Annotated in this window: 22 protein-coding genes; 10 read left to right on the top strand and 12 right to left on the bottom strand. The window is 56.5% G+C overall.

Going from position 1 to position 23,224, the window contains the following annotated elements:
• Positions 1-174: 174 nt before the first annotated feature.
• Both D8V06_RS22160 and D8V06_RS22155 read right to left on the bottom strand, forming a co-directional pair.
• Positions 175-924 carry a creatininase family protein gene (locus D8V06_RS22160; protein WP_130931798.1) on the bottom strand — a complete coding sequence of 250 codons (750 nt, stop codon included), beginning with the start codon at positions 922-924 and terminating at the stop codon, positions 175-177.
• Between the two features lie 62 nt (positions 925-986).
• Positions 987-2,300 (bottom strand): MFS transporter, encoded by a 1,314-nt coding sequence (locus D8V06_RS22155; RefSeq protein WP_130931797.1) that lies wholly within the window; start codon positions 2,298-2,300, stop codon positions 987-989.
• Positions 2,301-2,437: 137 nt separating this feature from the next.
• Between D8V06_RS22155 and D8V06_RS22150 the strand changes: the two genes are divergently transcribed.
• A complete protein-coding gene (locus D8V06_RS22150; RefSeq protein WP_130931796.1) occupies positions 2,438-3,367 on the top strand; it encodes a LysR family transcriptional regulator in 930 nt (309 codons plus the stop codon).
• 29 nt (positions 3,368-3,396) lie between these two features.
• On the opposite strand, the gene D8V06_RS22145 is transcribed toward D8V06_RS22150, so the two are convergent.
• A complete protein-coding gene (locus D8V06_RS22145) occupies positions 3,397-5,679 on the bottom strand; it encodes a heavy metal translocating P-type ATPase (protein ID WP_130931795.1) in 2,283 nt (760 codons plus the stop codon).
• Positions 5,680-6,095: 416 nt separating this feature from the next.
• Here D8V06_RS22145 and D8V06_RS22140 point away from each other — a divergent pair, with 416 nt between their 5' ends.
• The 3 genes from D8V06_RS22140 (at position 6,096) to ftsH (ending at position 9,586) form a co-directional block, all read left to right on the top strand.
• A complete protein-coding gene (locus tag D8V06_RS22140) occupies positions 6,096-6,638 on the top strand; it encodes an Hsp20/alpha crystallin family protein (protein ID WP_130931794.1) in 543 nt (180 codons plus the stop codon).
• 336 nt (positions 6,639-6,974) lie between these two features.
• Positions 6,975-7,622 (top strand): BON domain-containing protein, encoded by a 648-nt coding sequence (locus tag D8V06_RS22135; protein ID WP_056855587.1) that lies wholly within the window; start codon positions 6,975-6,977, stop codon positions 7,620-7,622.
• Positions 7,623-7,708: 86 nt separating this feature from the next.
• The gene (ftsH, locus tag D8V06_RS22130) at positions 7,709-9,586 is read left to right on the top strand and encodes an ATP-dependent zinc metalloprotease FtsH (protein ID WP_130931793.1); all 1,878 of its coding nucleotides are present in this window, start codon (positions 7,709-7,711) and stop codon (positions 9,584-9,586) included.
• A gap of 6 nt (positions 9,587-9,592) precedes the next feature.
• Here ftsH and D8V06_RS22125 read toward each other — a convergent pair whose 3' ends face one another.
• Positions 9,593-11,965, bottom strand: coding sequence for a phosphoketolase family protein (locus D8V06_RS22125; RefSeq protein WP_130931792.1), 2,373 nt, complete (start codon positions 11,963-11,965; stop codon positions 9,593-9,595).
• 224 nt (positions 11,966-12,189) lie between these two features.
• Here D8V06_RS22125 and D8V06_RS22120 point away from each other — a divergent pair, with 224 nt between their 5' ends.
• Positions 12,190-12,936 (top strand): helix-turn-helix domain-containing protein, encoded by a 747-nt coding sequence (locus D8V06_RS22120; RefSeq protein WP_056855338.1) that lies wholly within the window; start codon positions 12,190-12,192, stop codon positions 12,934-12,936.
• 13 nt (positions 12,937-12,949) lie between these two features.
• On the top strand, positions 12,950-13,933 hold the full coding sequence (locus tag D8V06_RS22115; protein ID WP_130931791.1) for a zinc-dependent alcohol dehydrogenase family protein: 984 nt from the start codon (positions 12,950-12,952) through the stop codon (positions 13,931-13,933).
• A gap of 152 nt (positions 13,934-14,085) precedes the next feature.
• Here the strand turns inward: D8V06_RS22115 and D8V06_RS22110 are convergent, their stop codons facing one another.
• The 4 genes from D8V06_RS22110 to D8V06_RS22095 form a co-directional block, all read right to left on the bottom strand.
• Positions 14,086-14,424 carry a hypothetical protein gene (locus tag D8V06_RS22110; RefSeq protein WP_130931790.1) on the bottom strand — a complete coding sequence of 113 codons (339 nt, stop codon included), beginning with the start codon at positions 14,422-14,424 and terminating at the stop codon, positions 14,086-14,088.
• Positions 14,375-14,710 (bottom strand): hypothetical protein, encoded by a 336-nt coding sequence (locus tag D8V06_RS22105; protein ID WP_130907571.1) that lies wholly within the window; start codon positions 14,708-14,710, stop codon positions 14,375-14,377. The genes D8V06_RS22110 and D8V06_RS22105 overlap by 50 nt, the downstream gene beginning before the upstream one ends.
• Positions 14,691-16,070, bottom strand: coding sequence for an MBL fold metallo-hydrolase (locus D8V06_RS22100; RefSeq protein ID WP_130931789.1), 1,380 nt, complete (start codon positions 16,068-16,070; stop codon positions 14,691-14,693). Before D8V06_RS22100 ends, D8V06_RS22105 begins: the two co-directional genes overlap by 20 nt.
• 99 nt (positions 16,071-16,169) lie before the next feature.
• Entirely contained in the window at positions 16,170-17,090 is a 921-nt protein-coding gene (locus D8V06_RS22095; protein WP_130931788.1) for a universal stress protein, read from the bottom strand.
• Positions 17,091-17,381: 291 nt separating this feature from the next.
• On the opposite strand from D8V06_RS22095, the gene D8V06_RS22090 reads away from it, so the two are divergent.
• Positions 17,382-17,807 carry a potassium channel family protein gene (locus D8V06_RS22090; protein ID WP_056855342.1) on the top strand — a complete coding sequence of 142 codons (426 nt, stop codon included), beginning with the start codon at positions 17,382-17,384 and terminating at the stop codon, positions 17,805-17,807.
• 37 nt (positions 17,808-17,844) lie between these two features.
• Here the strand turns inward: D8V06_RS22090 and D8V06_RS22085 are convergent, their stop codons facing one another.
• The 4 genes from D8V06_RS22085 to D8V06_RS22070 form a co-directional block, all read right to left on the bottom strand.
• The gene (locus D8V06_RS22085; protein WP_130931787.1) at positions 17,845-18,729 is read right to left on the bottom strand and encodes a universal stress protein; all 885 of its coding nucleotides are present in this window, start codon (positions 18,727-18,729) and stop codon (positions 17,845-17,847) included.
• 51 nt (positions 18,730-18,780) lie between these two features.
• Positions 18,781-19,686: a universal stress protein gene (locus tag D8V06_RS22080; protein WP_130931786.1), complete on the bottom strand. Its 906-nt coding sequence runs from the start codon at positions 19,684-19,686 to the stop codon at positions 18,781-18,783.
• A gap of 19 nt (positions 19,687-19,705) precedes the next feature.
• A complete protein-coding gene (locus D8V06_RS22075) occupies positions 19,706-20,629 on the bottom strand; it encodes a universal stress protein (RefSeq protein ID WP_130931785.1) in 924 nt (307 codons plus the stop codon).
• Positions 20,630-20,711: 82 nt separating this feature from the next.
• Positions 20,712-20,981: a hypothetical protein gene (locus tag D8V06_RS22070; RefSeq protein ID WP_130904846.1), complete on the bottom strand. Its 270-nt coding sequence runs from the start codon at positions 20,979-20,981 to the stop codon at positions 20,712-20,714.
• A 352-nt stretch (positions 20,982-21,333) separates the two neighbouring features.
• Here D8V06_RS22070 and D8V06_RS22065 point away from each other — a divergent pair, with 352 nt between their 5' ends.
• From D8V06_RS22065 to D8V06_RS22055, 3 genes are all read left to right on the top strand, one after another.
• A complete protein-coding gene (locus tag D8V06_RS22065) occupies positions 21,334-21,768 on the top strand; it encodes a YeeE/YedE family protein (protein WP_056855346.1) in 435 nt (144 codons plus the stop codon).
• 2 nt (positions 21,769-21,770) lie between these two features.
• Complete coding sequence (locus D8V06_RS22060; RefSeq protein WP_056855589.1) at positions 21,771-22,190, top strand: DUF6691 family protein; 420 nt, start codon at positions 21,771-21,773, stop codon at positions 22,188-22,190.
• Positions 22,191-22,547: 357 nt separating this feature from the next.
• Positions 22,548-23,033: a hypothetical protein gene (locus D8V06_RS22055; protein WP_056855347.1), complete on the top strand. Its 486-nt coding sequence runs from the start codon at positions 22,548-22,550 to the stop codon at positions 23,031-23,033.
• The last annotated feature ends 191 nt before the right edge of the window (positions 23,034-23,224 follow it).

Raw genomic sequence — 23,224 nt, 5'->3', positions numbered from 1 at the left:
TTCCATGAACATCGACCGATGAACATTTCCACGCCATCAGCCGTCGGGCCTGCGGCAGAACATAGTAACGGCCTGCCTATGAACATATGACATGGCCCACTTGTTAAATCATGTACTTCAATGTAATAACGCCCAGATCTTCCGGGCGTTGGCCCAAATTGAATATCCGCACCTTTAGCCGGGTATTGACTCACGGCTGAAAGCATCCAGCTCCCGCACCAGGCTTCGTGCTGCCAACATTACCAGTTCACGGCCCTTTTCCGGCGTCGCCAGCGCCGGGTCGGAGCCCATGCGGCCATCGGGATGGCGTGCTCGGAAGTCCATTGCTTCGCGGATCGGACCCCAAGGCGCGACCTGCGGCGCGTACTCAGCCGATTTAATCGAACCCGGGTAGGCCCATTGTGTGACCGCGATTTCGGACGGCGTGGCATGAATGCCGTGCCCCGTAGGGAACTGCTCGCGCGCGAGATCCCCTACCCCTTCAAGGTCCCACCAATTACACAACTTCAGCGCGAAACCTGATGGGCGTCGAGCGAAGCTGGCTTCGGCGTAGAGCTCAGAGAACGCCGCCTCGATTGATGCAACGTTGCCACCGTGGCCATTGAGGAAGAGAATTTTTTCAAACCCGTGAGCGGCCAGTGAGCGGACCCAATCTCCGATCACCGCAATAAAGGTCGACGGACGCAGCGAGATGGTTCCAGGGAACCCAAGATGGTGCTGAGCCATGCCGATGTTAAAGGTCGGTGCAATCAGGATGTCTGCGTTTTTTTGCGCTTCACCGGCGATGATTTCCGGGCACATCCAGTCGGTTCCCAGAAGACCGGTAGGACCGTGCTGTTCGTTCGAACCGATCGGTATCACGATGGTGCGGCTGCGTTGAAGAAATTGACCGATCTCGGCCCAGGTCGACAGATGTAAAAGCATTTGAGGTCTCTCTTTTAAAGCGTTCCTTGCGGAACATTGCAAAGGGTGCGGATGTTGACGGATCAACCCGCACTGTATTTCGGAATCGCGACGTCACGGGTTTTCGGCTTGGTCGACAGGATCACTAATGCTGCGCACAGAAACACGCACCCCACGATAACAACGCCGAGATTTGCGCTGCCGGTTGCCGTTTTTGCCCAGCCGATTACTGCCGGCCCCCAGAAGCCGCCGGAAAGACCGATGGTATTAATCAAGGCAATGCCACCTGCCGCCGCCTCGCCCTTGATGTGTTCTGAGGGCATTGCCCACAATACGGTGTAGGCCATGAACATCATGGCGGTGGCCAGGGTCAACAATGCAAGCGCAGCCATCAGGTTGCCGTCTGCAAAGGGGTACATAAGCAGCAAAATCGCACCGATGCCCGAAGGCACTGCGCAGTGATAGCGTCGTTCACCAACACGGTCGGATCGGCGCCCTATCCAGTACATGCCGCAAGCGGCAGCGGCATACGGAAGCGCGGCGTACCAGCCCAGTTGCATGGTGTCGTTGACGCCCTGTGCCTTGAGGATGGCCGGCAGCCAGAAACTCAACGCGTAGATCGAGAAGATGATGCAGAAATAGGCGCTGGCAAGGATGTAGATTTTCGGGTCGCGCAACACCCCGCGGAACGAATGGACGCGCCCGGTCGATTCACCCAGCTCGCTGGCCAGCAAGCCCTTTTCTTCATGGCTCAACCAGTTTGCCTCAGCAGGTCGATTGGAAAGGATGAAAAAGGTCAACACGCCGAGTAAGACGCACGGCAAGCCTTCAATCAAAAACATCCACTGCCAGCCGGCCAGACCGCCAACACCTTCGAATGTGGTGATCAACCACGCAGACAGAGGGCCGCCAATAATGCCGCCAATAGGTCCGGCGATAAACACGATCGCAATGGCTCGCGCCATACGCTTGGGGCCGTACCAGCAGGACAGGTAATAAATCATGCCCGGTGCAAAGCCGGCTTCGAACACACCCAGTAGAAAACGCATGGCGTAAAACATTGGCACACTGTCCACAAACAACATGCAGGCCGAGGTGATGCCCCAACACACCAGAATGCGGCTGAAGGTTTTCCTTGCTCCTACCTTTGGCAACATCAGGTTGCTTGGCAACTCGAACAGCACATACCCCAGAAAGAAAATCCCGGCGCCCGCCCCATACGCTGCATCGGACAGCCCAAGGTCATTTTGCATCTGCAGTTTGGCAAACCCGACGTTGATACGGTCCAGGTACGCAAAGACATAACAGATGAACAGGAGTGGCAGCAGCCGCAAGTTGAGCTTGCGGTACAGGGCAGAAAGGACATCACTTCGTGCCGGCGTCTGAAGAGTTGCCATGGAAATCTCCCGTTATTGTTGTAGGTATGAGTTCGTGCCAAAGAATGTTGCACCGACGCCTCCTGCCCAGCAAGAGCAACTAAGTTCGTGTAGTGTTGCTCCACAGGCAACGCTATATTTCTGAAGAGAGTCCCGGAATGCGCGAAATCAATCAGCAACGGCTCAGGTATTTTCATGAAGTGCTGACCCACGGATCGATTCGTGGCGCAGCCGACAACATCAATACATCGCCATCGGTGATCACGCGCCAGATCAAGCTGCTGGAAGAGGAAATTGGCGCAAAACTGTTCGAGCGCCAGGCGCGTGGCGTTCAGCCCACTGAGGCCGCGGCGCATCTGCTGGAGTTCTGGCGCGGCTACCGATCGCACCAGGAAAAACTCGAAGATCAGTTGCAGGCGATCAAGGGCCTGCAGCAAGGCCATGTGCGCGTCGTCATCAGCGAGGGCTATGTCGATGCGTTGGTCGACAACGTGCTAGCGCCATTCTGCAAGCAGTACCCCAAGCTCGATGTGCGGCTGGACATCCTGCCTGTCGACGACGTCCTCAACGAAGTCGCCGAAAACCGTGCGCACATCGGCCTTGCCTACAATCCGCCGCCGCATCCGCACATCGACTATCGCGCGACGTTTTCACAACCGGTGATGCTGTTGGTTCGCCCGGATCATCCGTTGGCATCACGAGGCACAAAGGCAACCATTGAAGAAATCCGCGCCTGCCAACTGGTCCTGACGCCCACGACGTTTGGTATCGGGCATGCGATCAAAATGCTCGAATATGCCGAAAAAATTGAAATCCGCCCGGTACTCGTCAGCAACTCCCTGGCAGCGCTCAAACGCATGGTGGAAGGCGGCGATTTTGCTTCGTTGCTCGGAGAATTCGCGGCGTATCGGGAAATCGCCAGCGGAAGCCTGGCAGCGGTATCGATCGACCATCCGTTGTTTCTTGGGGTTGAAGCAAAACTACTGGTGAAATCCGGCAGACCGTTGGCCGCGCCCGCGCAAAAGCTGCTGACCTGGATGTTGCAGCGCTTGCCGATGTTTGCCTCTGGCGCTGGAATGCCTGATTAATTCCTTCCCCTTTTGCAAGACGTGATTGTCTAGCGCCAATCCAGATAACGAAACAGTTCCTCCTCCTGATCAAAGTGCAGTCGCACGAGGGTATCCAGACGGATCAACTGATGCTGGATCTGGTCGGCAGATGTCGTTGCGGGGGCGGCACTGAAGTCTTTGCTCATACGCGCAAGCAAATGAATAAGTCGGAAAATCTCACGGTGAGCGTGGCTCATGGCGGACATAGGGTCCTCCCCCGGCATGCTTCTTGTCAGCAGCGGATACAGTGCGTTTTCATCTTCATGTTCATGCTGCGCCAGTGATGACTGCAGTTTGTTGACCAGTTCCAGCAAGTCGCTACATGCTTGCGCAAGCGGGCGCTGGGCAAAGTCGTTGGCCAGGTGGTGCAGATCGCTCAGCACGGTGGAGAGTTGCTGGTGTTCGTCTTGCAGGCGGTCGATTTGCTCTTCGGTAAGTTTTAGTTTTCTGCGTCCCCACAACGGCCCCAGTGCCCGCAAGGCGTTAAGGATGATGACCACGTCTATGCCCTCCTGCACCACGGCGCCAATTAGTGGCGGTAGATAACCGAGGGCTGCCACCAGCATGGCCAGCATCGACATGCCCATCCCGACCAGTACACCCTGGTGGGCGATGTAGCGGGTGCGTCGGGCAATGTCCAGTGCCTCGACCAGACGATCCAGACGATCCACCAGCAGCACAATTCCAGCGGCTTGCGCAGAAGCAGTGGCACCGCCGGCCCCCATGGCCACACCGACGTTGGCCGCTGCCAGTGCGGGAGCGTCGTTGATGCCGTCGCCAACCATCAGCGTGCTGGCACGCAGGCAACCTTGCTCAACAGCACGCACTTTTTCTTCTGGGGTCAACCCGGCACGCAGTTCATCAATCCCGGCAGACAGCGCAATCATCTGCGCGGTTTCCAGCCGATCGCCGGTGAGCATGACGATCTTTTCGATACCTCTGTTGCGCAGTCGACGCAAAGTCTGCGGGGTTTCGCGCCGAACGTTGTCCGAGAAAACGAGCAGGCCGGCGAGTTTTCCATCCACGTCAATGAAGCTTCCGCTGCACGCCAGGTAATCCATGTGGCGCAGCATGGCTGAGGCCCATTCGGTTGCAGGGTTGTCGTCATCAGCAAAAGACAACGTACCGAAACGCACCTGCACGCCATCGACGCGCCCACAAAGCCCCGAGCCCGGGTTTTCCTCTACGTCCTGCGGCACGCTGAGGGGCAATTGGCGCTGATGCGCCGCTTCGACAATGGCCTGGGAGATGGGATGAGTCGAGGCTTGCGCCAGCGAAGCCGCCAGGCCTAGCAGGCGTTGCGGATCGCCGAGTCCATTGATCTCTATCGACTGCAGGCGGGCATGGCCGCTGGTCAGCGTGCCGGTCTTGTCGAGAAATACCTGTTTTACCCCGGCCAGTGCTTCCAGCGTCGCGCCATCCTTGATCAGGATCCCGCGCCGTGCCGCCCTCGAAATGCCAGACATGATGGAAATGGGTACCGCCAGGATCAACGGGCAAGGTGTAGCCACCACCAGCACCGCCAATGCTCGCAAGGGATCACCACTCACTTGCCAGGCCACTGCGGCAATCAGCAACGTCAGCGGTATGAAATACAACGCATAGCGGTCAGCCAATCGCACAAAAGGAGCACGCGAACGGCGCGCGGCCTCGGCCAGCCGGACAATGCCGGCATAGGTGCTTTGCGCTGACGTTCTTGTGGCCGCGAGCAGGAAGGGTGCACCCACATTGGATACCCCACTGGGCAGTAACTCTCCCTCCTGATGGGTGACCGGTAACGACTCCCCGCTCAGTGCCGACTCGTCCAGTATGGCTGCCGCACTCAGAAGGCAGCCGTCGACTGGCACGACCTCTCCCAGCCGTACCAGAATTGTTTGATGTGGCTGGATTTGCTCGACAGGGATCTGGCGTAAGCCGCCCTCCTCCTGCAACCAGGCCGTCCGTGGCGCGCGGTCGACGAGGGCTCGCAGTTCGCGTTCGGCGCGCTGTGTGGTGAAAAATTCCAACGTCCGCCCGGATGCCAGCATCAAGGCGATCACCGCCGCGACCAATGTCTGCTGGAACAGCAGCGCAGCGACTATCGACAGCAATGCGATCAAGTCGACACCTGCCTCCCCTCGAGCCAGTCGCCGGGCAAACTCGACGAGCAGGATCACCGCCATCACCACGCTTCCTGCAGCCCAGCATAGTGATGCCCAGTCAGGTTTCTGCCCAAGGTGCGCAGCGCCCCCCACCAGCAACGTCAAGGCGGTGAGCAACAACAGCGCTGGGTCTGGCCATTTACTGAGCATCGAAGCGAGTACCTGAAAAAACGATTGGCGTTGCACATACCGCCGGTGGCTTGAACGTGTGGGTGACATCAACGACTCAAGTCAGCGACGCCTCTGCAGAGCTTAGGTCTGGAATGCCTGACGTGTCCGATGGGGCTCATTGATTGAAGTTGAACACAAGCCGAGTGAAGGCGGCATATGGAAAAAACAGGTGTGTGCCCTCTTTCTGATTTAAATCAAACACGCTTGGGTCGTTCAGGAGAAATTAGAGACAGTCGTTGCGTCATCAGATTCGATGCCTGCACACCTCGCGTCAGGCGCAGAGTGCCATGACCACGCAATTACAAGGTGCAGCCCTTGGGCCTTCGCTCTGTTCTTTCAAAGTGGATCGACAGATGTGATGTCGGCAGCCACCTTCATCTAAGAGGAATGTAAACATGAGCAATTCCGCGAAAAAAATGCCCGTGACTCACGACGATAAAGCCAGTGAGCATTCAGTGGTCACTGATCTTTGGCGCCCTCTGGAACAACTCCGGCAACAGGTCGATCACCTGTTCGAAGACTTCAATCACCATTCAAGCCTGTCACCCTTTGGCCGTGGCTTGTTTGATGTCGATCCGCTCTGGCGGCGAGAACACATCGGTCACAGTCTGCCTGCCGTGGACATCACCGAAAAAGACAAGAGTTTCGAAATCACGGCCGAACTGCCCGGCATGGATGAGAAAAATATTGAGGTCAAACTGTCCAATGGCAGCCTGATCATCAAAGGGGAAAAGAAAGAAGACAAGGAAGAAAAACGTAAAGGCTACTACCTCAGCGAGCGTCACTATGGTTCCTTCGAGCGGGTTTTCAACCTTCCCAAAGGCGTCGATGCCGATAAGATCGAGGCGAGCTTCAGCAAAGGCGTGCTGAGCCTCTCGCTGCCGAAAAAGCCGGAAGCCATGAAAGCGGACAAAGTCGTGCCGATCAAAGCCGGTTGAACCAGACAACTCGCCCCCGGCAGGTACACTGACCGGGGGATTTATATTGTTAATATCATCGGTATCAAGGCTGTTCGATACCGCTGAATCAGACGCTGTCGCTACTCGTAAACACTTGCACGTCAAACTCTATTCAAGCAGTTACGTCGGCGCAGGACATACGATAGGCGGGGATAAGATTTGCAGAGGCGCATGGACTCAAAACCCGCGAAACGTCTTACTTCTTCCGACTGGCACGTACGTTGGCACCTTATTGATTTAACTCAATACCCCGACGGTGCCCAGGCGTAAAAAAGGGAAATGGGCAAATACCGCCCTTCAACCGAGGACATCGTCATGAACGACTTGAGCCTGCGAAAAACCATTCTGGAAGAGCTCGAATTCCAGCCCGACATTGATGCCGCCCACATTGGCGTTGCCGTAGACAAAGGTGTGGTCACCCTGACCGGCCACGTCACCAACTACGCTCAGAAAGTCAGCGCCGAGCGAGCAGTCAAGGCGGTTACAGGCGTGCGTGCACTGGCCGAAGAAATTCAGGTACGACTGGACAAGGGAGCCGGCACGGCGGACGACACCATCGCCAATCGTGCGCTGAACATCATCGACTGGAGTTCCGATCTTCCCGTGGGCGCCGTCAAGGTCATTGTGGAAAACGGCTGGGTCAGCCTGGAAGGTCAGGTCGACTGGCAGTACCAGAAGGAAATCGTGGAGCGGGCCGTGCGCAAACTGTCCGGTGTGGTGGGCGTGGACAACCGTCTCACGCTTCGTCCCCGGGTTGACGTGGGCGATATTCAAAAACGCATCGAAGAAGCGCTCAAGCGCAATGCCGAAGTTGACGCCAAGGGGATTCATATCAAGGTTGAAGGCAATGTAGTCAAACTCGAAGGCAAGGTGCATCTGTGGCGTGAGCGTCAAATCGCGGAGCGTGCCGCCTGGTCGGTACCCGGCGTAAACAAGGTGGAAGATCATTTGCTTATCGCTTGAACCAATGGCCCGGAGAGATCCAGTTTCCTCCGGGCTTTTCTGACACTGGGTGCCCTTCCACACTGCCTTTTCCGCGAGCCAAGGCCATGAAGAAAAATCAACAATGGAACCTGTCTTACTTTGCGATCGCCTTCATCGTGTTTGGTCTGCTGCAGTTTCTTTTTGTTGAACGCCATGTCGTTCAGCCCATCCCATACAGCGACTTTTTGCAACTGCTGAACGAGCAAAAGATCAGCGATTTGCGAGTGGAACAGCAAAGGATCAGCGGCAAACTGCAGGTACCCATTGATGGGCATACTCAATTCTCAACCGTCCGAGTAGATCCGGCACTCGCGGCGGATCTCGCCCATTCGGGGGTCGGGTTTACCGGCGTACAGGAAAATACGCACCTGATCGGATTACTCGGATGGCTGCTGCCTTTCGTTTTGATCATGGTGATCTGGCATTTCCTGTTCCGCGGTCTGGCAGAAAAACAAGGCTTCGGTGGCCTGATGAGCATCGGAAAGTCCAGGGCCAAGGTATTCGTCCAGCGCGATACCGGCATCACGTTTGCCGATGTGGCGGGTATCGATGAAGCCAAGGCTGAGTTGGTGGAAATCGTCTCGTTCCTCAAAGACAAGACAAAATATGCGCGCCTGGGAGCGCACATCCCTAAAGGCACACTGCTGGTTGGGCCGCCCGGAACCGGAAAAACCTTGGTGGCTAAAGCTATTGCCGGTGAAGCCGGCGTACCGTTTTTTTCGATCTCGGGATCTGAGTTTGTCGAAATGTTCGTTGGGGTGGGGGCCGCTCGAGTCCACGATCTGTTCGAACAGGCACGTCAGGCCGCCCCCTGCATCATCTTCATCGATGAACTGGATGCGCTGGGAAAGATGAGGGGCGTCGGTGCCTTTGGTGGCAATGACGAAAAAGAACAAACGCTCAATCAGTTACTGTCCGAACTCGATGGATTCGACCCTCGTGAGGGCGTTGTATTGCTGGCCGCGACCAATCGACCGGAGATTCTGGACCCGGCACTGCTGCGTGCTGGACGAATCGACCGCCAGGTGCTGATCGACCGCCCGGACCGAAAAGGTCGTCAGGCAATACTCAAGGTCCATCTGCAAAAAATAACGGTCTCGCCGGACCTCGACAACGACCGCATTGCTGACATCACCACGGGTTTTACCGGCGCCGATCTGGCCAACCTGGTCAATGAAGCCGCCATCGTGGCGACACGTCGCGGTGCTGATGCGGTCAACCTGGACGACTTCACGGCTGCCGTAGAGCGTATCGTTGCCGGGGTTGAACGCAAAAGCAGCGTGCTGCGCCCCGATGAACGTCGAGTGGTGGCGTTTCATGAGATGGGGCACGCCCTGGCGGCGAGCGGCCTGCCAGCCATGGACCCGGTCCATAAGGTCTCAATCGTGCCCCGCGCTGTGGGTTCACTGGGCTATACGCTGCAGCGACCGACCGAAGACCGCTTCCTCATCAGTTGCCAAATGCTCAAGGACAGGATTGTCGTTCTCATGGCAGGACGCGCCGCCGAACACCTCGTGTTTGGTCAGATATCCACCGGGGCGGCTGATGACTTGGCGCGGGCCACTGATATCGCCCGACAGCTGATAACCCGGTTTGGCATGAGTGCCACGCTCGGCCAGTCGGTGCTGGAGCGGCAAAGCGCGTCCTTTCTTGGCGAACACATGCCGAGCGCCATGGATAAAGATTATTCGGAACAAACAGCCAGGGAGGTCGACCTGGAGATTCGTGCCCTGCTCGACGAAGGCTACCATCGGGCAACGGCCTTGCTCGAAGGTCGTCGGGCAGATCTGGACGCTGGTGCACTTCTGCTACTGGAGAAAGAAACGCTCACGGCTGAAGAGTTTCCACCGATCCTGCCGTTCAAAGCCGCCACGGTGAATCGTGCCCCGGTCCTGACGACGTGTGTAGACACTCTCGATTTCAATACGCAGCGGCGTCACTGACGACGGTCAACATTCCACTTGCGTCCATTGCCAGTTCAAGACCTCGGGCATGTCCTGCCCATGCTCGATCAGATAAAGCTTGTGCCGCTCCATCGTCGACCAATATCGCGCCCTGGCGAGCAGCATGTGATCCTGCAGACGAGGCACACGCTCAATGACGTCCAGTGCCAGCTGATAACGGTCCAGATTGTTGATCACCGCCATGTCGAAGGGGGTGGTCGTGGCGCCCTCCTCCTTGAAGCCTCGCACATGGAAATTCTCATGGTTCGTGCGTTTGTAGATCAAACGGTGAATCAACGCCGGGTAGCCGTGGAAAGCAAAAATCACCGGTTTGTCCCGCGTAAATAATTCATCGAACTCGCTGTCCGGCAGGCCATGGGGATGCTGGTACGACGGCTGCAGCACCATCAGATCCACAACGTTGACCACCCTCACCCGCAAATCCGGCACGTACTCGCGCAACAAGGTGACAGCGGCTAGCGTTTCCAGGGTCGGCACATCACCGGCGCAGGCCATCACCACGTCGGGATCCTCATCATTGCGGCACGCCCAGTCCCACCGACCGATACCCTTCTGGCAATGCGCAGTGGCTGCATCGATTTCCAGCCACTGCCATTCCAGCTGTTTGCCGGCGACAATGACGTTGATGTAATCGCGGCTTCTGAGGCAGTGGTCCGTCACTGACAGCAGGCAATTGGCATCGGGGGGCAAATAAATCCGCGCTATGTCCGACTTTTTATTGGCTACCAGGTCAATGAATCCCGGGTCTTGATGTGAAAAGCCGTTGTGGTCCTGACGCCAGACGTGGGATGTCAGCAAAAAATTAAGCGAAGCAATGGGTTGACGCCATGGCACGTCGGCGGCGGTCTTCAGCCATTTGGCATGCTGGTTGACCATCGAATCGACGATATGGATAAAGGCTTCGTAACAGGACAACAGACCATGACGTCCGGTCAGCAGATAACCCTCGAGCCAGCCCTCGCAGACCTGCTCACTGAGAATCTCCATCACGCGACCATCGGCGGCCATATTGAGGTCGTCCGGTTCCAGTGGCTCCATCCACGCCTTGGCGCTGACCTCATACACCGCATCGAGCCGGTTCGAGGCGGTTTCATCCGGGCCGAACAGGCGAAAATTGCCGGCGGTCAGGTTGTTTTTCATCACATCGCGCAAAAACGTACCCATCACCCGTGTCGCCTCCACGCGCAGGCTGCCAGGTGTTTCAAACTTCACGGCATAATCGCTGAATCGCGGCACATCCAGGGGGCGCAGCAACACACCGCCATTGGCATGGGGGTTGGCGCTCATTCGCCGGTGTCCGGTCGGTGCCAGTGCCGTAATCTCAGGCAACAACGCACCGTTTTCATCAAACAGCTCATCCGGCCGGTAGCTGTTGAGCCATTCCTCCAGTTGGCGCAGATGTAACGGCTGCTTAAAGTCGGCCAATGGCACTTGATGTGCGCGGCACGTACCTTCGACGCGCTGACCATCGACGAATTTCGGACCGGTCCAGCCTTTGGGTGTACGCAAGACCAGCATTGGCCACAGTGGCCGTTGCGGCGGTGTGGATCGGCCCGGCCGACGCGCCTCAAGCTGAATGTCACGAATTTTCAGAATCATCGTGTCCAGTGTTTGCGCCAGCGCCTGATGCACCTGCATGGGTTCATCACCTTCCACGAAGTACGGATCGTAGCCATAGCCATACAACAGGGCCGAAAGCTCATCCTCACTGATTCTGGACAGTACGGTGGGATTGGCGATTTTGTAGCCATTGAGGTGCAGGATGGGCAATACCGCGCCATCGCGCGCCGGATTGAGAAACTTGTTGGAGTGCCAACTGGCCGCCAGTGTCCCTGTTTCAGCTTCGCCGTCACCGATGACACAAGCGACAATCAGATCCGGATTGTCAAACGCCGCGCCGTAGGCGTGTGCCAGGCTATAGCCCAGTTCGCCACCTTCGTGGATGGATCCCGGTATCTGTGCCGAGACATGGCTGGAGATGCCGTAAGGCCACGAAAACTGGCGAAACAGGCGCAGCAAGCCGCTTTCATTACATTCCACAGCGGGGCAAAACTCGGTGTAGGTGCCCTCGAGGTAAGTCTGGGCGACGACCGCCGGTCCACCGTGACCGGGACCGGCAATGAACAGCATGTTCAGCTCGTACCGGTTGATCAGATGATTCAGGTGGGTATAGATCAGGTTGAGCCCGGGCGTCGTCCCCCAATGACCCAGCAGACGCGGCTTGATGTGCGCCAGGGTCAGGGGTTGTTTGAGTAGCGGGTTGCCTCTGAGGTAAATCTGACCGACGGCCAGATAATTGGATGCCCGCCAATAAGCATCCAGTCCCTCCAGTTGCTCAGCATTCAGGAAATCGCTCATGAACTTCTCCGCCGAAGGACCAGGCTCCAGGTAGGCTTTGAACGAGTCTGAGAGTCTGGGAAGCTTAAGACTTGATTTACATCAATTTCCCACGTCGGTACCCGGGTAAAGGGTGCAAAGGCAGGTCCATTCGTCGATTACACCGGTTGATCCGCAAATCCGGTGAGTCTAAATTTCCTCGACGCCTATCCTTAGGGAGTCACTCCTACTGACGTCACCTCTCAATGCCAGACATTCGCGCTTTGCAAGTGCATTTCCTGAAAACTGCGTGCTCGACCTGCAGTGTGATGGAGTTGTGCCTGCCCATCGGGATGACCAGCCAGGAAGTCGAGCGTCTGGACACATTGATCGTGCAACGCTTCAAAGTGAAAAAGGGCGCGGCGCTTTACCGGGCAGGCGATCCGTTGCGCTCGCTTTATGCGGTACGCATCGGCTCGTTCAAGACCAGCTTTTTGTCGGTCGATGGCCGCGAACAAGTCACCGGGTTCCAGATCCCCGGCGAAATGCTCGGTCTGGACGCTATCAGCACGGACCTGCATGCGTGCAATGCCGTTGCCCTTGAAGACAGCGAGGTCTGCCCTATCCACTTTGCTCACCTGGAAGAACTTGCCCATGAGCTGCCTTCGCTGCAGCACAGCTTCAACAAAATCCTCAGTCGGGAAATCGTGCGTGATCACGACATGCTGATGATGCTGGGCAACATGAGCTCGGACGAGCGTCTGGCAGCCTTCCTGCTGAACCTGTCGCAACGTTTGAAAACCCGTGGCTATTCATCGACGGAGTTCGTGTTGAAAATGCGCCGCGAGGAAATCGGCTCCTACCTGGGGCTGCGCTTGGAAACCATTTGCCGAGGCATCGCACATTTGCGGGATCAGGCACTCGTAGAAATTTCAGGCCGTGAGGTCAAAATCCTTAATCCAGAAGGCCTCAAGCAGTTGATTGCCGGCTGCCATCGCCCTCCTGCCTGTTGATCCCGGTCATCCTATGCGCGCCATGGTTTTACACTCGTGCGGTCAGCCGTTGCAATTGCAAGACCGCCCCATCCCGGCACCCAGTGCCAACCAACTGTTGATCAAAGTCCTGGCCTGCGGTGTCTGCCGCACGGATTTGCACCTGGTGGACGGAGAATTGCCACAAGCGGTGCTGCCCCGGGTGCCGGGGCATGAAATCGTCGGTGAAGTTGTCGCTGTGGGCAGCCATGCAGACCCCGAGCGCATCGGCCAACGGGTAGGCGTTCCGTGGCTTGGCTGGACGTGTGGGGAGTGCTCGTTCTGTCAGGCCGGGCGGGAAAACCTTTGCGATCAGGCCCGGTTCACCGGATGCCATCTGGACGGTGGATACGCCGAATACGTCGTGGCCGATCAACGCTTCTGTTTTTCTATCCCTGAGGCCCTTTCCAATATTGAAGCGGCACCGCTGCTGTGTGCCGGGCTAATTGGCTTTCGCGCTTTGCAAATGGCACAAGGCGCGCGCCATCTCGGGTTCTATGGCTTTGGCGCTGCAGCGCATCTGGCCATTCAAGTCGCACGGGGACGCGGTCAGGAGGTGTACGCCTTCACTCGTCCGGATGACACGCAAGGACAGGCGTATGCCCTGTCCCTGGGCGCGAAATGGTCCGGTTCGTCGGACCAGCCTCCCCCTCACCTGCTCGATGCCAGCCTGATTTTTGCTCCGGCCGGTGCGCTGGTGCCGCTGGCGCTCGCCGTCACCGTCAAGGGCGGCTGCGTGATTTGCGCCGGCATCCACATGAGTGACATCCCGGCCTTTCCTTATCGGCTGCTATGGGGCGAGCGCAGTGTACGATCGGTGGCTAATCTGACCCGCGACGATGGCACAGCGTTCTTCAAAGAACTTCAACACACCCACGTGCACTGCGACACCACCCGGTTTTCCCTTGAGGATGCGAATCAGGCACTGGCGCTATTGCGCAGTGGTCAATTCAACGGTGCGATCGTGCTGGTGCCGTGACTCGCCGCTCATTCATTGCTTTACACCGAGCGCCGCCCCGTCCCATGACAAGCGCTGTACGCTGGGATGCTCCTTCTCAGGCAAGCCAAGGCGAAAGATCACTTCACCTCGTACATCTTGCGTCCCGGTGTCAGCCAGCATGGCTCGCTGGCTCAAATCGCCTCTCCCTTTGCCAGTTCGATATCAGGCAGCCACAGGGCGTTGATGCAGGCCTCCTCGTCCTTTCCCGTCACCGGTTCCAGGGCCATCGGATCAAGCAGGTGCTTGTTGAGCATGGCCAGGCGCACCATGCCGTTTTTGTCGAGGAGCGAATGTGCCACGCACTCGCACAATGACCGAGGCAGGGCTTCTGGAAGGGACTCTATTTCAGCATTTGCAAACTCGATCTCTAATCGCAAGGTGCAAGTGTCGACCAGATCCCGCATCGCGTGAGAAGCGAAGTTAAACACTGTTGAGTAGCCCGCCATCAACGCCATCGAGACCGACAGCAAGAGGGTTGCCTCGCGTTTCCACGAAAGGGTGCCCGTCCGGTGCAGGTATTTGTGTGCCGTTGCCTTGCTCCAGTCCTGAATTGCCTGACACCGGCTGAAAAGCTTGTGGTTTGACATGACTGAATCTCTCACCATCTTTATCAAAACAATGGCGCTCACTGAAAAATACCGTTTGATCTGAATCAACCTCCGCCAAGCTGAGTCCCAGCTTCTTGACTTGCTGGCGATCCTGCTGCAAACGGCGGTGGCTTTTGGGATTCACTTGATCAACTTGCAACGAAGTCATCGCTTGAGAGTTCCACGTTGTCGCGATACTCCGGCACCGACACCGACCACCCCAACTCCAGACTGATGCGCCGGCGCAGCACATCCGACGCGTTAGGTTCCCCATGGACGACAAAGGTATGTTTTGGCGGTCGTTTGAACCCACGCAGCCACTGCATGATTTCATCAGCGTCGGCGTGTGCGGACAGTGTTTGCATCGGTACCACTTCGGCGCGGATCGGCACGTCCTTGCCGTGGATACGCACCGAAGAGACGCCGGCAACAATTTGCGCACCACGGGTGCCACCGGCCTGGAAGCCAGGCATTAACAGTGTGTTATTCGGATTGGGAGCCAGTGCCTTGAGGTGATGGACCACCCGCCCTCCTGTCGCCATGCCACTGGCCGCAATAATCACCGCCGGGGTGCGTTGCTGATCAAGCGCTCTCGACTCATCGACCGTGTGGACGAATTGCGCCACATGGCACATGCCCTCGCAGTCTTCCAGGGATAATCTGTGCTCGTTCCGGAAGCGCTGGTACAACAATGTGACGTCGGTGGCCATCGGACTGTTGAGGTAGATTGGAATATCGGGAATCGCCCTTTTGCGCTTCAACTGATACAGGTGATACATCAGCAGTTGAGCGCGCCCGACCGCGAAGGATGGCACAAGGGTTATCCCTCGGCGCAGTGCCGTGCGGGTGATGATGTCGGCCAATTGCGCCTGTGGCGCCTCGACCGGATGTTGACGGTCACCGTAGGTAGACTCCACCAGCAGATAATCCGCCTCCTCGACCTTTTCGGGAGCAAACATCAATGGATCGTCCGGACGTCCCAAATCTCCTGAAAACACCAGGGCCCGGCCGCCGGCTTTAACTTCTACTGTGGCGGCTCCCAAAATATGCCCGGCGCCACGAAACAGGAGGGTCATGTCCGGGAGGATTTTAACGCTGTGGTGCAATTCCACGGGCCGCAACAGTTTCAGGGCTCGCTCAGCATCTTGCTCGGTGTAAAGCGGCAGCGCCGGGCTGTGCTTCGAGAAGCCATGCCGGTTGGCAAACTCCGCTTCTTCTTCCTGCAAGCGACCACTGTCCAACAGCAGGATTTTCACCAATTCACAGGTGGCGGGCGTGGCGTATACCGGGCCGCGATATCCATTGCGCACCAGCACGGGCAGATAGCCGCTGTGATCAAGATGGGCATGGGTCAGCACAATGGCATCGAGGTCGCTGACCGGAAGCTGGAACGGGTCGCGATTGTGCAGTCGCAATTGCTTGTAGCCCTGGAACAGACCGCAATCGACCAGCACATGTTGGTTGCCATGTTCCAGCAGATACTTGCTACCCGTGACCGTACCCGCGGCACCTAGAAATGTGATTCGCATGGCCGTTGCCCTTGAACATTCAGAGGAGCGCTATTGATCGCTCCTTTTGGCCCAGGGTCAGTTGATTTTTATCAACTGCGGGCTCGATGGGGGTCTCGTTCAACCGTATGGAGTGACCGGTTTGACGATCACCAGACTGCACGGTGCCCGGTTTAACAGGCGTTCAACGGTGTCGCCGATAAACCGGTCGGGCCCTGGGTGATAGACCGTGCCCAGTACCAGCATGTCGAAGTCATGCTGGTGAGCAAACAACCCGATGACCTTGTGGGGCGTACCCGACAACAAATGTCGATGTGCATCCTTGATGCAATAGCGTTCGGCAAGCACGTCGAAAGCCTCTTGCTGGGCATCCTCAATGGCGTCCCGCAAACTGTCATCAAGGCTGACGGTCGGCACACTCCTCGGTGCATCGCTGATCTCTGACCAGCGACTGACGTTAAGCAAGTGCAGTTCGGCGCCACAACTGGCCGCCAGAGTTGAGGCCAGATCGACAATTCGGTCATTCAAGCCCTGAGTCAGCTCCTCGAGATGGGACAAATCGATCGAGGCCAGGATTTTCAACGGTTTGGGGTTTCTGGCACTGGTCACTAAATGCAAGTGGGTAGGACATTCGCGCAACAGCCGCCAATCAAGAGGCCGGTGAAAGACGCGGTCGAGTGCTGGCACGTGATGGGCGTCCTTGATTACCAGGTCCGGATGGAAGTCACTTATGTACTCCAGCAGGTTGGTCAGACTCGACCGGGCCCAAACCGCCTCGGTACTCACCTGAAGGCCGCCGCACCTGTAAAAACGGGCTTGCTGTTCCAGCCAATGACGGTGCACCTGTAAATAGCCTTCTCGTGCCTGGGCCATCGCATCGTGGTCCAGCAAACCGGCTACGGCCAATGCCTGGACATAATCGAACGCTACAATGTGCAACAACGCACCGGTTGCACATGCCAACGCATGTGCACGCTCGAACGCCGGGGTATGGCTCATTTCGCTGGGAGCTATCAATAGAATGCGTTTGAGCTTGAGCATCACATACCTCGCCCTGGGTCATGGTTGCCATTCGATTATTTGGCGTTACGCCGAGGGGGACATGACTTTTATCAACGAATCAGCAGCCGGAGAAATGCACCGATTCGCCCTCGCTAGTCCATCCATGGTTGATTCAGCTCAACCTTTTTTCGGTTTTCTGCTGTAGAAATACATTGACCACTGGACCCGGTGCGGCGGCTAGGTGAAAGGAATCACTGGAATCGCTACACAGCGCGCATATGCCATGCAGCGTGCCCCCGACTATCCGCCCCTTCTCCCTGGAGCTTTGCCATGTTGGCGGTCACCCTGATCAATATGCTGGTGGTCATCATCGTTGTCGTGATCCACTACGAATGCCTGCTACGACTGAACGATTGGCTGCCCCGGCTCAAGTTGTGGAGCCGCTTCAGGATTGTCGTTGGCGTATTCGGCGCCCTGGTTGCCCACGCGACAGAGGTTTGGTGCTTTGCATTGGTTTACTACCTCATGGTGCACGCTGGTAAATGGGGCACTCTGACGGGCAGCTTCGACGGTTCACTGATGGATTGCGTCTACTTTTCCTTCACCACGTACACGACGATCGGCTTCGGCGATATTTCACCCGTGGGCGACATCAAGTATTTGACCGGGCTGCAAGCGCTGACCGGGCTGGTACTCATTACCTGGACAGCCTCCTTCCTGTTTCTGGAAATGCAGAAATACTGGAAACGCAAATAGTTGCCACTCGTTCGCATCGGCGCTCTACAAGCTCGCTCTAAACCGCCAACACGCAGCATGGCGCTTGATACAGAATATGCTCGGTCGTGCTGCCCAGGAGCTTGTTTAATCCCTTGGACTGGACCCTGCCCATTACGATCACATCCACGTTGTGTTCATCAGCGAACTCACACAAAACCTTGACCGGATGACCGTCTATGAAATGCCGACGATCCGCAGGCACGCCGAACTGATCTGCCAGGCGAAGGAAAGACTTTTCCAGGTCTCGTCGAAGCGCTTTGGTCAGGTCAGCGAGCGTGAGACCGTCCATGTCCGCCAGAAAATCGGCCGAAATATCGCAGGCGTACAGCAAATGCAATTCGGCATTGCACTGCATGGCGAGATTGCAAGCTTGCTTGATGATTTGTTGATTCAGTTCGTCGCCGGCTGACTCGACATCCGATACTTCGACAGCCGCGACAATTCTGCTGGGCAGGTTCAAGCCGGTGTTACCCATCAGATAAACCGGTGCCGAGCAGTGTCGCAACAAATGCCAGTCCAAAGGCGTGAAAAAGGCCCGCTTGAGCCTTGACGCATGGTCAATTTCCTTGATCAACAAGTCGGGCTGCATATCCGTCACGTGATCGATAATGTCTTGCTTCAGATCCTCAGCCCATGCCACTTGCGTGGTCACCTCAATTCCCCGGCCTCGCACACTCTCAGCCTGAGACTCAAGCCAGTCGCGATGGTCCTGCAGGTATCGTTCGCGAGCCAATGTTCGATCGCCCTCCTCAAGCAGCGACAACCATTTGAACGAAGGGATCAGCGCGGTGATATGCAAACTCGCCCCGCAGGCCTTGGCCAGGGATGCTGCATGACTCACGGCTGGGGAATGACGCAGTACCGGATTGATGATCAGCAACAAGCGTTGATACAGGCTCATGATAAATCTCCGGGTGACGGAAATATTTGACGCAAACCGCTTATGGATACGTCAGCGTTTGGCCCTGACCGCCAGAATGCTGCCAGGCACGGAGTACAGCGCGCGCTCTGTGTTGCTGCCAATCAGCCGGTCAAAACCCGTACGGTGCACCGTGCCCATTACCACGACATCAGCCAGGTATTGCTCGACAAACTCACTGATAACCGGCACCGGCAACCCCATGACGAAATGCCGACGCTCTGGCGGTACGCTATAGCGCTGCGCCAGTGCGATAAACGCCTGGTGCAAGGATTGACGCAGTTCCTCGATCAGGTCCACGCCCCACCCTCCCCCGGCCAGTGGTGCGTCGCTATTGAAAACGGGCGACAAATCATAGGCGTACAGCAGGTGTAACCGCGCATCGCATTGCAGGGCCAAGGCGTTCGCAGTCTGAATGATCGTATCGTTCAATCCGCTTATTTGTGTCGAAGGATCGAATGGGTCCACTGCCGCAACAACCCTGTGCGGCAAGCTATAGCGAACCTGGTTGACCAGATGCACGGGGATCGGGCATTCACGCAACAAGTGACAATCAAGTGGCGTAATGAATACCCGCTTGAGCGCTGGCTCAAGGGTGACATCCTTGATCAACAGGTCGGGTTTGAGATTCTCGACCGTCTTCAAAATATCCAGCAACGGATGGGTAGTGAAGACGGCTTTAACCGTTGCCTGTAAACCCAGGTCGCTGAGCCGGTCCAGTTCTTCGGCTTCCCAGCGACGGTAGCGACGCACATAACGCTGTTGCTGTGCATCGTCGACCTGTTCTTCAAAATAATGAATCACCGGCGCAGGTTCGACAAAGACTCGTACATCCAGTACAGCCCCTGCTTCCATGGCCAATGCAACCGCGCGCTGTTGTGCAGGTGACTCATGCAAAGATTGATCGGCGATCAATAGAAAACGTTGGTAATTTCCCATCACACACCTCCGTTCTGCGTCAGGATTGCAGCATTTTTTGTGGTTTGATCGCGAGCAAACTGCAAGGCGCCCGGTGCAGAAGTTGCTCGGCCGTGGTGCCCAGCAGTTTGCTCAAGCCCTTGTGCTGCACCGTACCCATGACGATGACATCGGTATGGTTCTCGCCAACAAATTCACAGATGCTCGGCACCGGAGCACCTTCGATGAAGTGCCTGCGCTGCGGTGGCACGCCGTGGCGCTCAGCGATGGCTGCAAAGGCTTCAAGTTGGGCCGCGCCCAACATTTCGTATATCCCGGTTGCCAAAGGCAACGCGCCAAAACCCATGTCGTGAACGTATGCGGACGTCCAGTCATAAACGTGCAGCAGGTCAAGGCTGGCATCGCAGATCGCCGCCAGTTTCGAGGCTGCGTCGATAATCTGGTCGTTAAGCACATGGCCCTGATCCTCATCGCGAAACACATCAATGATGGCCAGTACCTTATGCGGTCGAGCATTGAGCGGCGTGGTCACCAGATGCACCGGTACAGGACAGTCACGCAGCAACTGCCAATCCAGCGGGGTAAAAAATACGCGCTTGAACGCCGATTCTTCCTGAGCATCCTTGATGATGAGTTTCAGCGGCATCTCGTTGATAAAGGTCAGGATCTCCTCGTAGGGATCTTGCACCCACATCACCTCGGTAGTGACCTGCACCCCATGTTTTCTCATCAATGCGGCCTGGTCGGTGAGCCATTGGCGATGGGTGTGCAGATAGCCGTCTCGAGCCAAATCGAATTGCTCAGGGGCGAACAGCCCTGCCACCGACAGGGCCTGTGAATAGTCGAACGCCACGATGTGCAAGGGTAATTGCATCGCCAGCGCCAACGCTGCAGCCCTGTCGAAGGACGGGGTACGAGTCATGGCTGGAAGGGCGATCAAGAGTAAACGTTGAGTCTGCGGCATGGGGCACCTCGGCACGCGGCCATTACAATCCAGAACCAGAGTCACAGATTGATCAATGCCTGTTCCGGTCATTTGATATTTGTCAGTTACGCACGCGATGTCCGTCAGGAAATCCCCATGCCTGCTCATTGATATCTTTGTTATGGGCGCGAGCCATTTGCCGCTCAGGCATCCGAATGGGTTCTTTTGCCAGGTCAGCGACACTGGGCCAGATATGCGGGGCCTCGATACGTGCCTTGAGTAGACCCACAAATGCCTGTGCTTGGCACAGACTGTTGAAGTTCACTTGCAAGGCATCCATGCACACGACCCAGCAATGGCTTGCCGGTTGCTCCGTGATATCAATGATCATAAAGACCTCCGTATTGCTTTGAGAAACAGCACGCAAAGCCTTCCGGCTTTATCGCGACCTCCTTGACGGCTATTGCTCCTTCAGTGAAAAAGCCGTGCGCTGCACATCCTCAAGACTGCACCGTAGAGACCGGCAAAAGATTGATCATGGTCAATAATTTCGTTATCGGGCGATGTCCACACAACTGCATGTCAGGCTTCGTTCGATCGACTATTTTTGACAAAGATCAAACCTGCCGCCCCTAACCGCTGCAGGCTTGTTGGAAGACTTCCGCCGTGGCTAACGGATCAACCGATCACTTGGCGCAGATGTGTCACCTCTGATCAATCGCTCTTTGCTCCGGAGAGGCTTCATGAACGTCGACTGGCTGAACTTCACTCCTTGGTCGTCTCTTGCAGGAGGCGCATTGATTGGTCTGGCTGCCAGTCTCTTCGTTATCTTCAACGGGCGTATCGCCGGTATCAGTGGTCTGATTGGCAGTCTTTTGCAGCGTGGGAGTGAGGGTGTGAGTGAGAAAGCACTTTTTCTCCTGGGCCTGGCCATTGCCCCGCTTGTATGGCGTTTGTTTTCCTCGCTGCCGCCGATTGAGTTCAAGAGCGGCTGGTTTGGACTTTCCTTGGCCGGCTTGATGGTGGGCATCGGTACACGATACGGCTCGGGTTGCACCAGTGGACATGGCGTTTGCGGCCTATCGCGTCTCTCGCCACGATCAATGGTCGCTACCGCGTGCTTCATGTTCAGTGGTTTCGCCACGGTGTTTATCGTGCGTCATCTGCTCGGGGGGTGAACGTGATCAAACTGAGTGCATTCATTGCAGGCTTGCTGTTCGGCATCGGCCTGCTCCTGGCTGGCATGACCAATCCGGTGAAAGTACTGGCCTTCCTGGATGTAGCCGGTGCATGGGACCCCTCCTTGGCTTTGGTCATGATCGGGGCCATTGGCATCGCCGTGGGGCCGCTAGCCTGGGCACGCCAACAATCCCGTTCGCTGCTGGGAAGGCCAATGCAGCTACCGGTCAAACGGGAGTTGGATACCCGTTTGATCGGCGGGAGTCTGGTGTTTGGAGTCGGCTGGGGATTAGCAGGCATTTGCCCCGGCCCCGCAGTGGCAATTCTGCTGACAGGACGCTGGCAAGGGATCGTGTTCATGTTGGCCATGCTGACCGGCATGTGCTTGTTTACTGTGCTGCAGGCCCGACGAAACCAATGAAAGGGAAATCGCCATAAAAACGGACACTCGAACCATAGGCCCTCGCCTTTTCGCCCACCCCACCGTTTGATGCGTGCTGCAACTGGCCTTGGAATATCTCTTTGGGAACAGTGGACACCGTTGATTTCTTCATCGATGGCTGCATGGTCTCGTTGGCAATGTTTCGTTCCCCACGCAAATGAGGATCCCGGTGTATCAATACGGCATCTGATATATATCAAGGTGCGTTGTGACAGTGCTGCTAATTACTAGGTGGTCGGGCTGTGGTTTTTGATGTTGGCAAAGTGATCTGACGCAAACAGCAATGTTCATTCAAAACCCTGGCTCAGCTCCCCCCACTAAAAAAGGCAGCTAGACATGAAATACAGCAGACTGGCCATGCTCTTGTTTACTGCATCGTTAGCCCCCACAGGGACATTTGCAGCAGAGCAAGCTCAAGTGACGCAGACGCAACAACAAGCTCCAAATGTTGCCGAGTTCGATAAACAGATGGTTCAGGCGCAAGATACCTTCAAGAAAATGCAGGCACAGATGGAGAAAATTCAGCAAACCCAGGATCCCCAGCAAAGGCAGAAGCTTCTTCAAGAGCATTGGAGTGCGATGCAGAATGCAATGAGCATGATGAACGGTATGTGGGGGCCGGGAATGATGGGCAGAGGACACATGATGGGTGGTAGCCACAAGATGGGGTGGCATGACTACGCGAACATGACCCCTGAGCAACAGAGTCAACGCCAATACATGATGGACAGGTATACGGGGATGCAACAGATGATGATGGATAACATGATGAAGCATCAGAACTACATGCAAGGGCAGCCGCCGGCAAAACCTGGACAATAGGCACTTGTACTCTGCTTTGTGAAGTGCGTTTTCGGTGGACTGGGAACGCACGCCTCTATCGCTTTTAGCGCGAACAGATTCACTCAGACCTGCCAAAGGTTTCAACGCTTGATAAGGTCAATACCGATGACCTTGATATCCTCAATGTTAGGAAACCTAGCCGTCTTGAGCGACGAGACCTTTTTGCCGAC

It is taken from the genome of Pseudomonas sp. Sample_24, from assembly GCF_004307605.1.
In the GTDB taxonomy this organism is placed as follows: Bacteria; Pseudomonadota; Gammaproteobacteria; order Pseudomonadales; family Pseudomonadaceae; genus Aquipseudomonas.
Note: the sequence above shows the minus strand (reverse complement) of the source record. Positions and strands in the feature narration are given on the sequence as shown.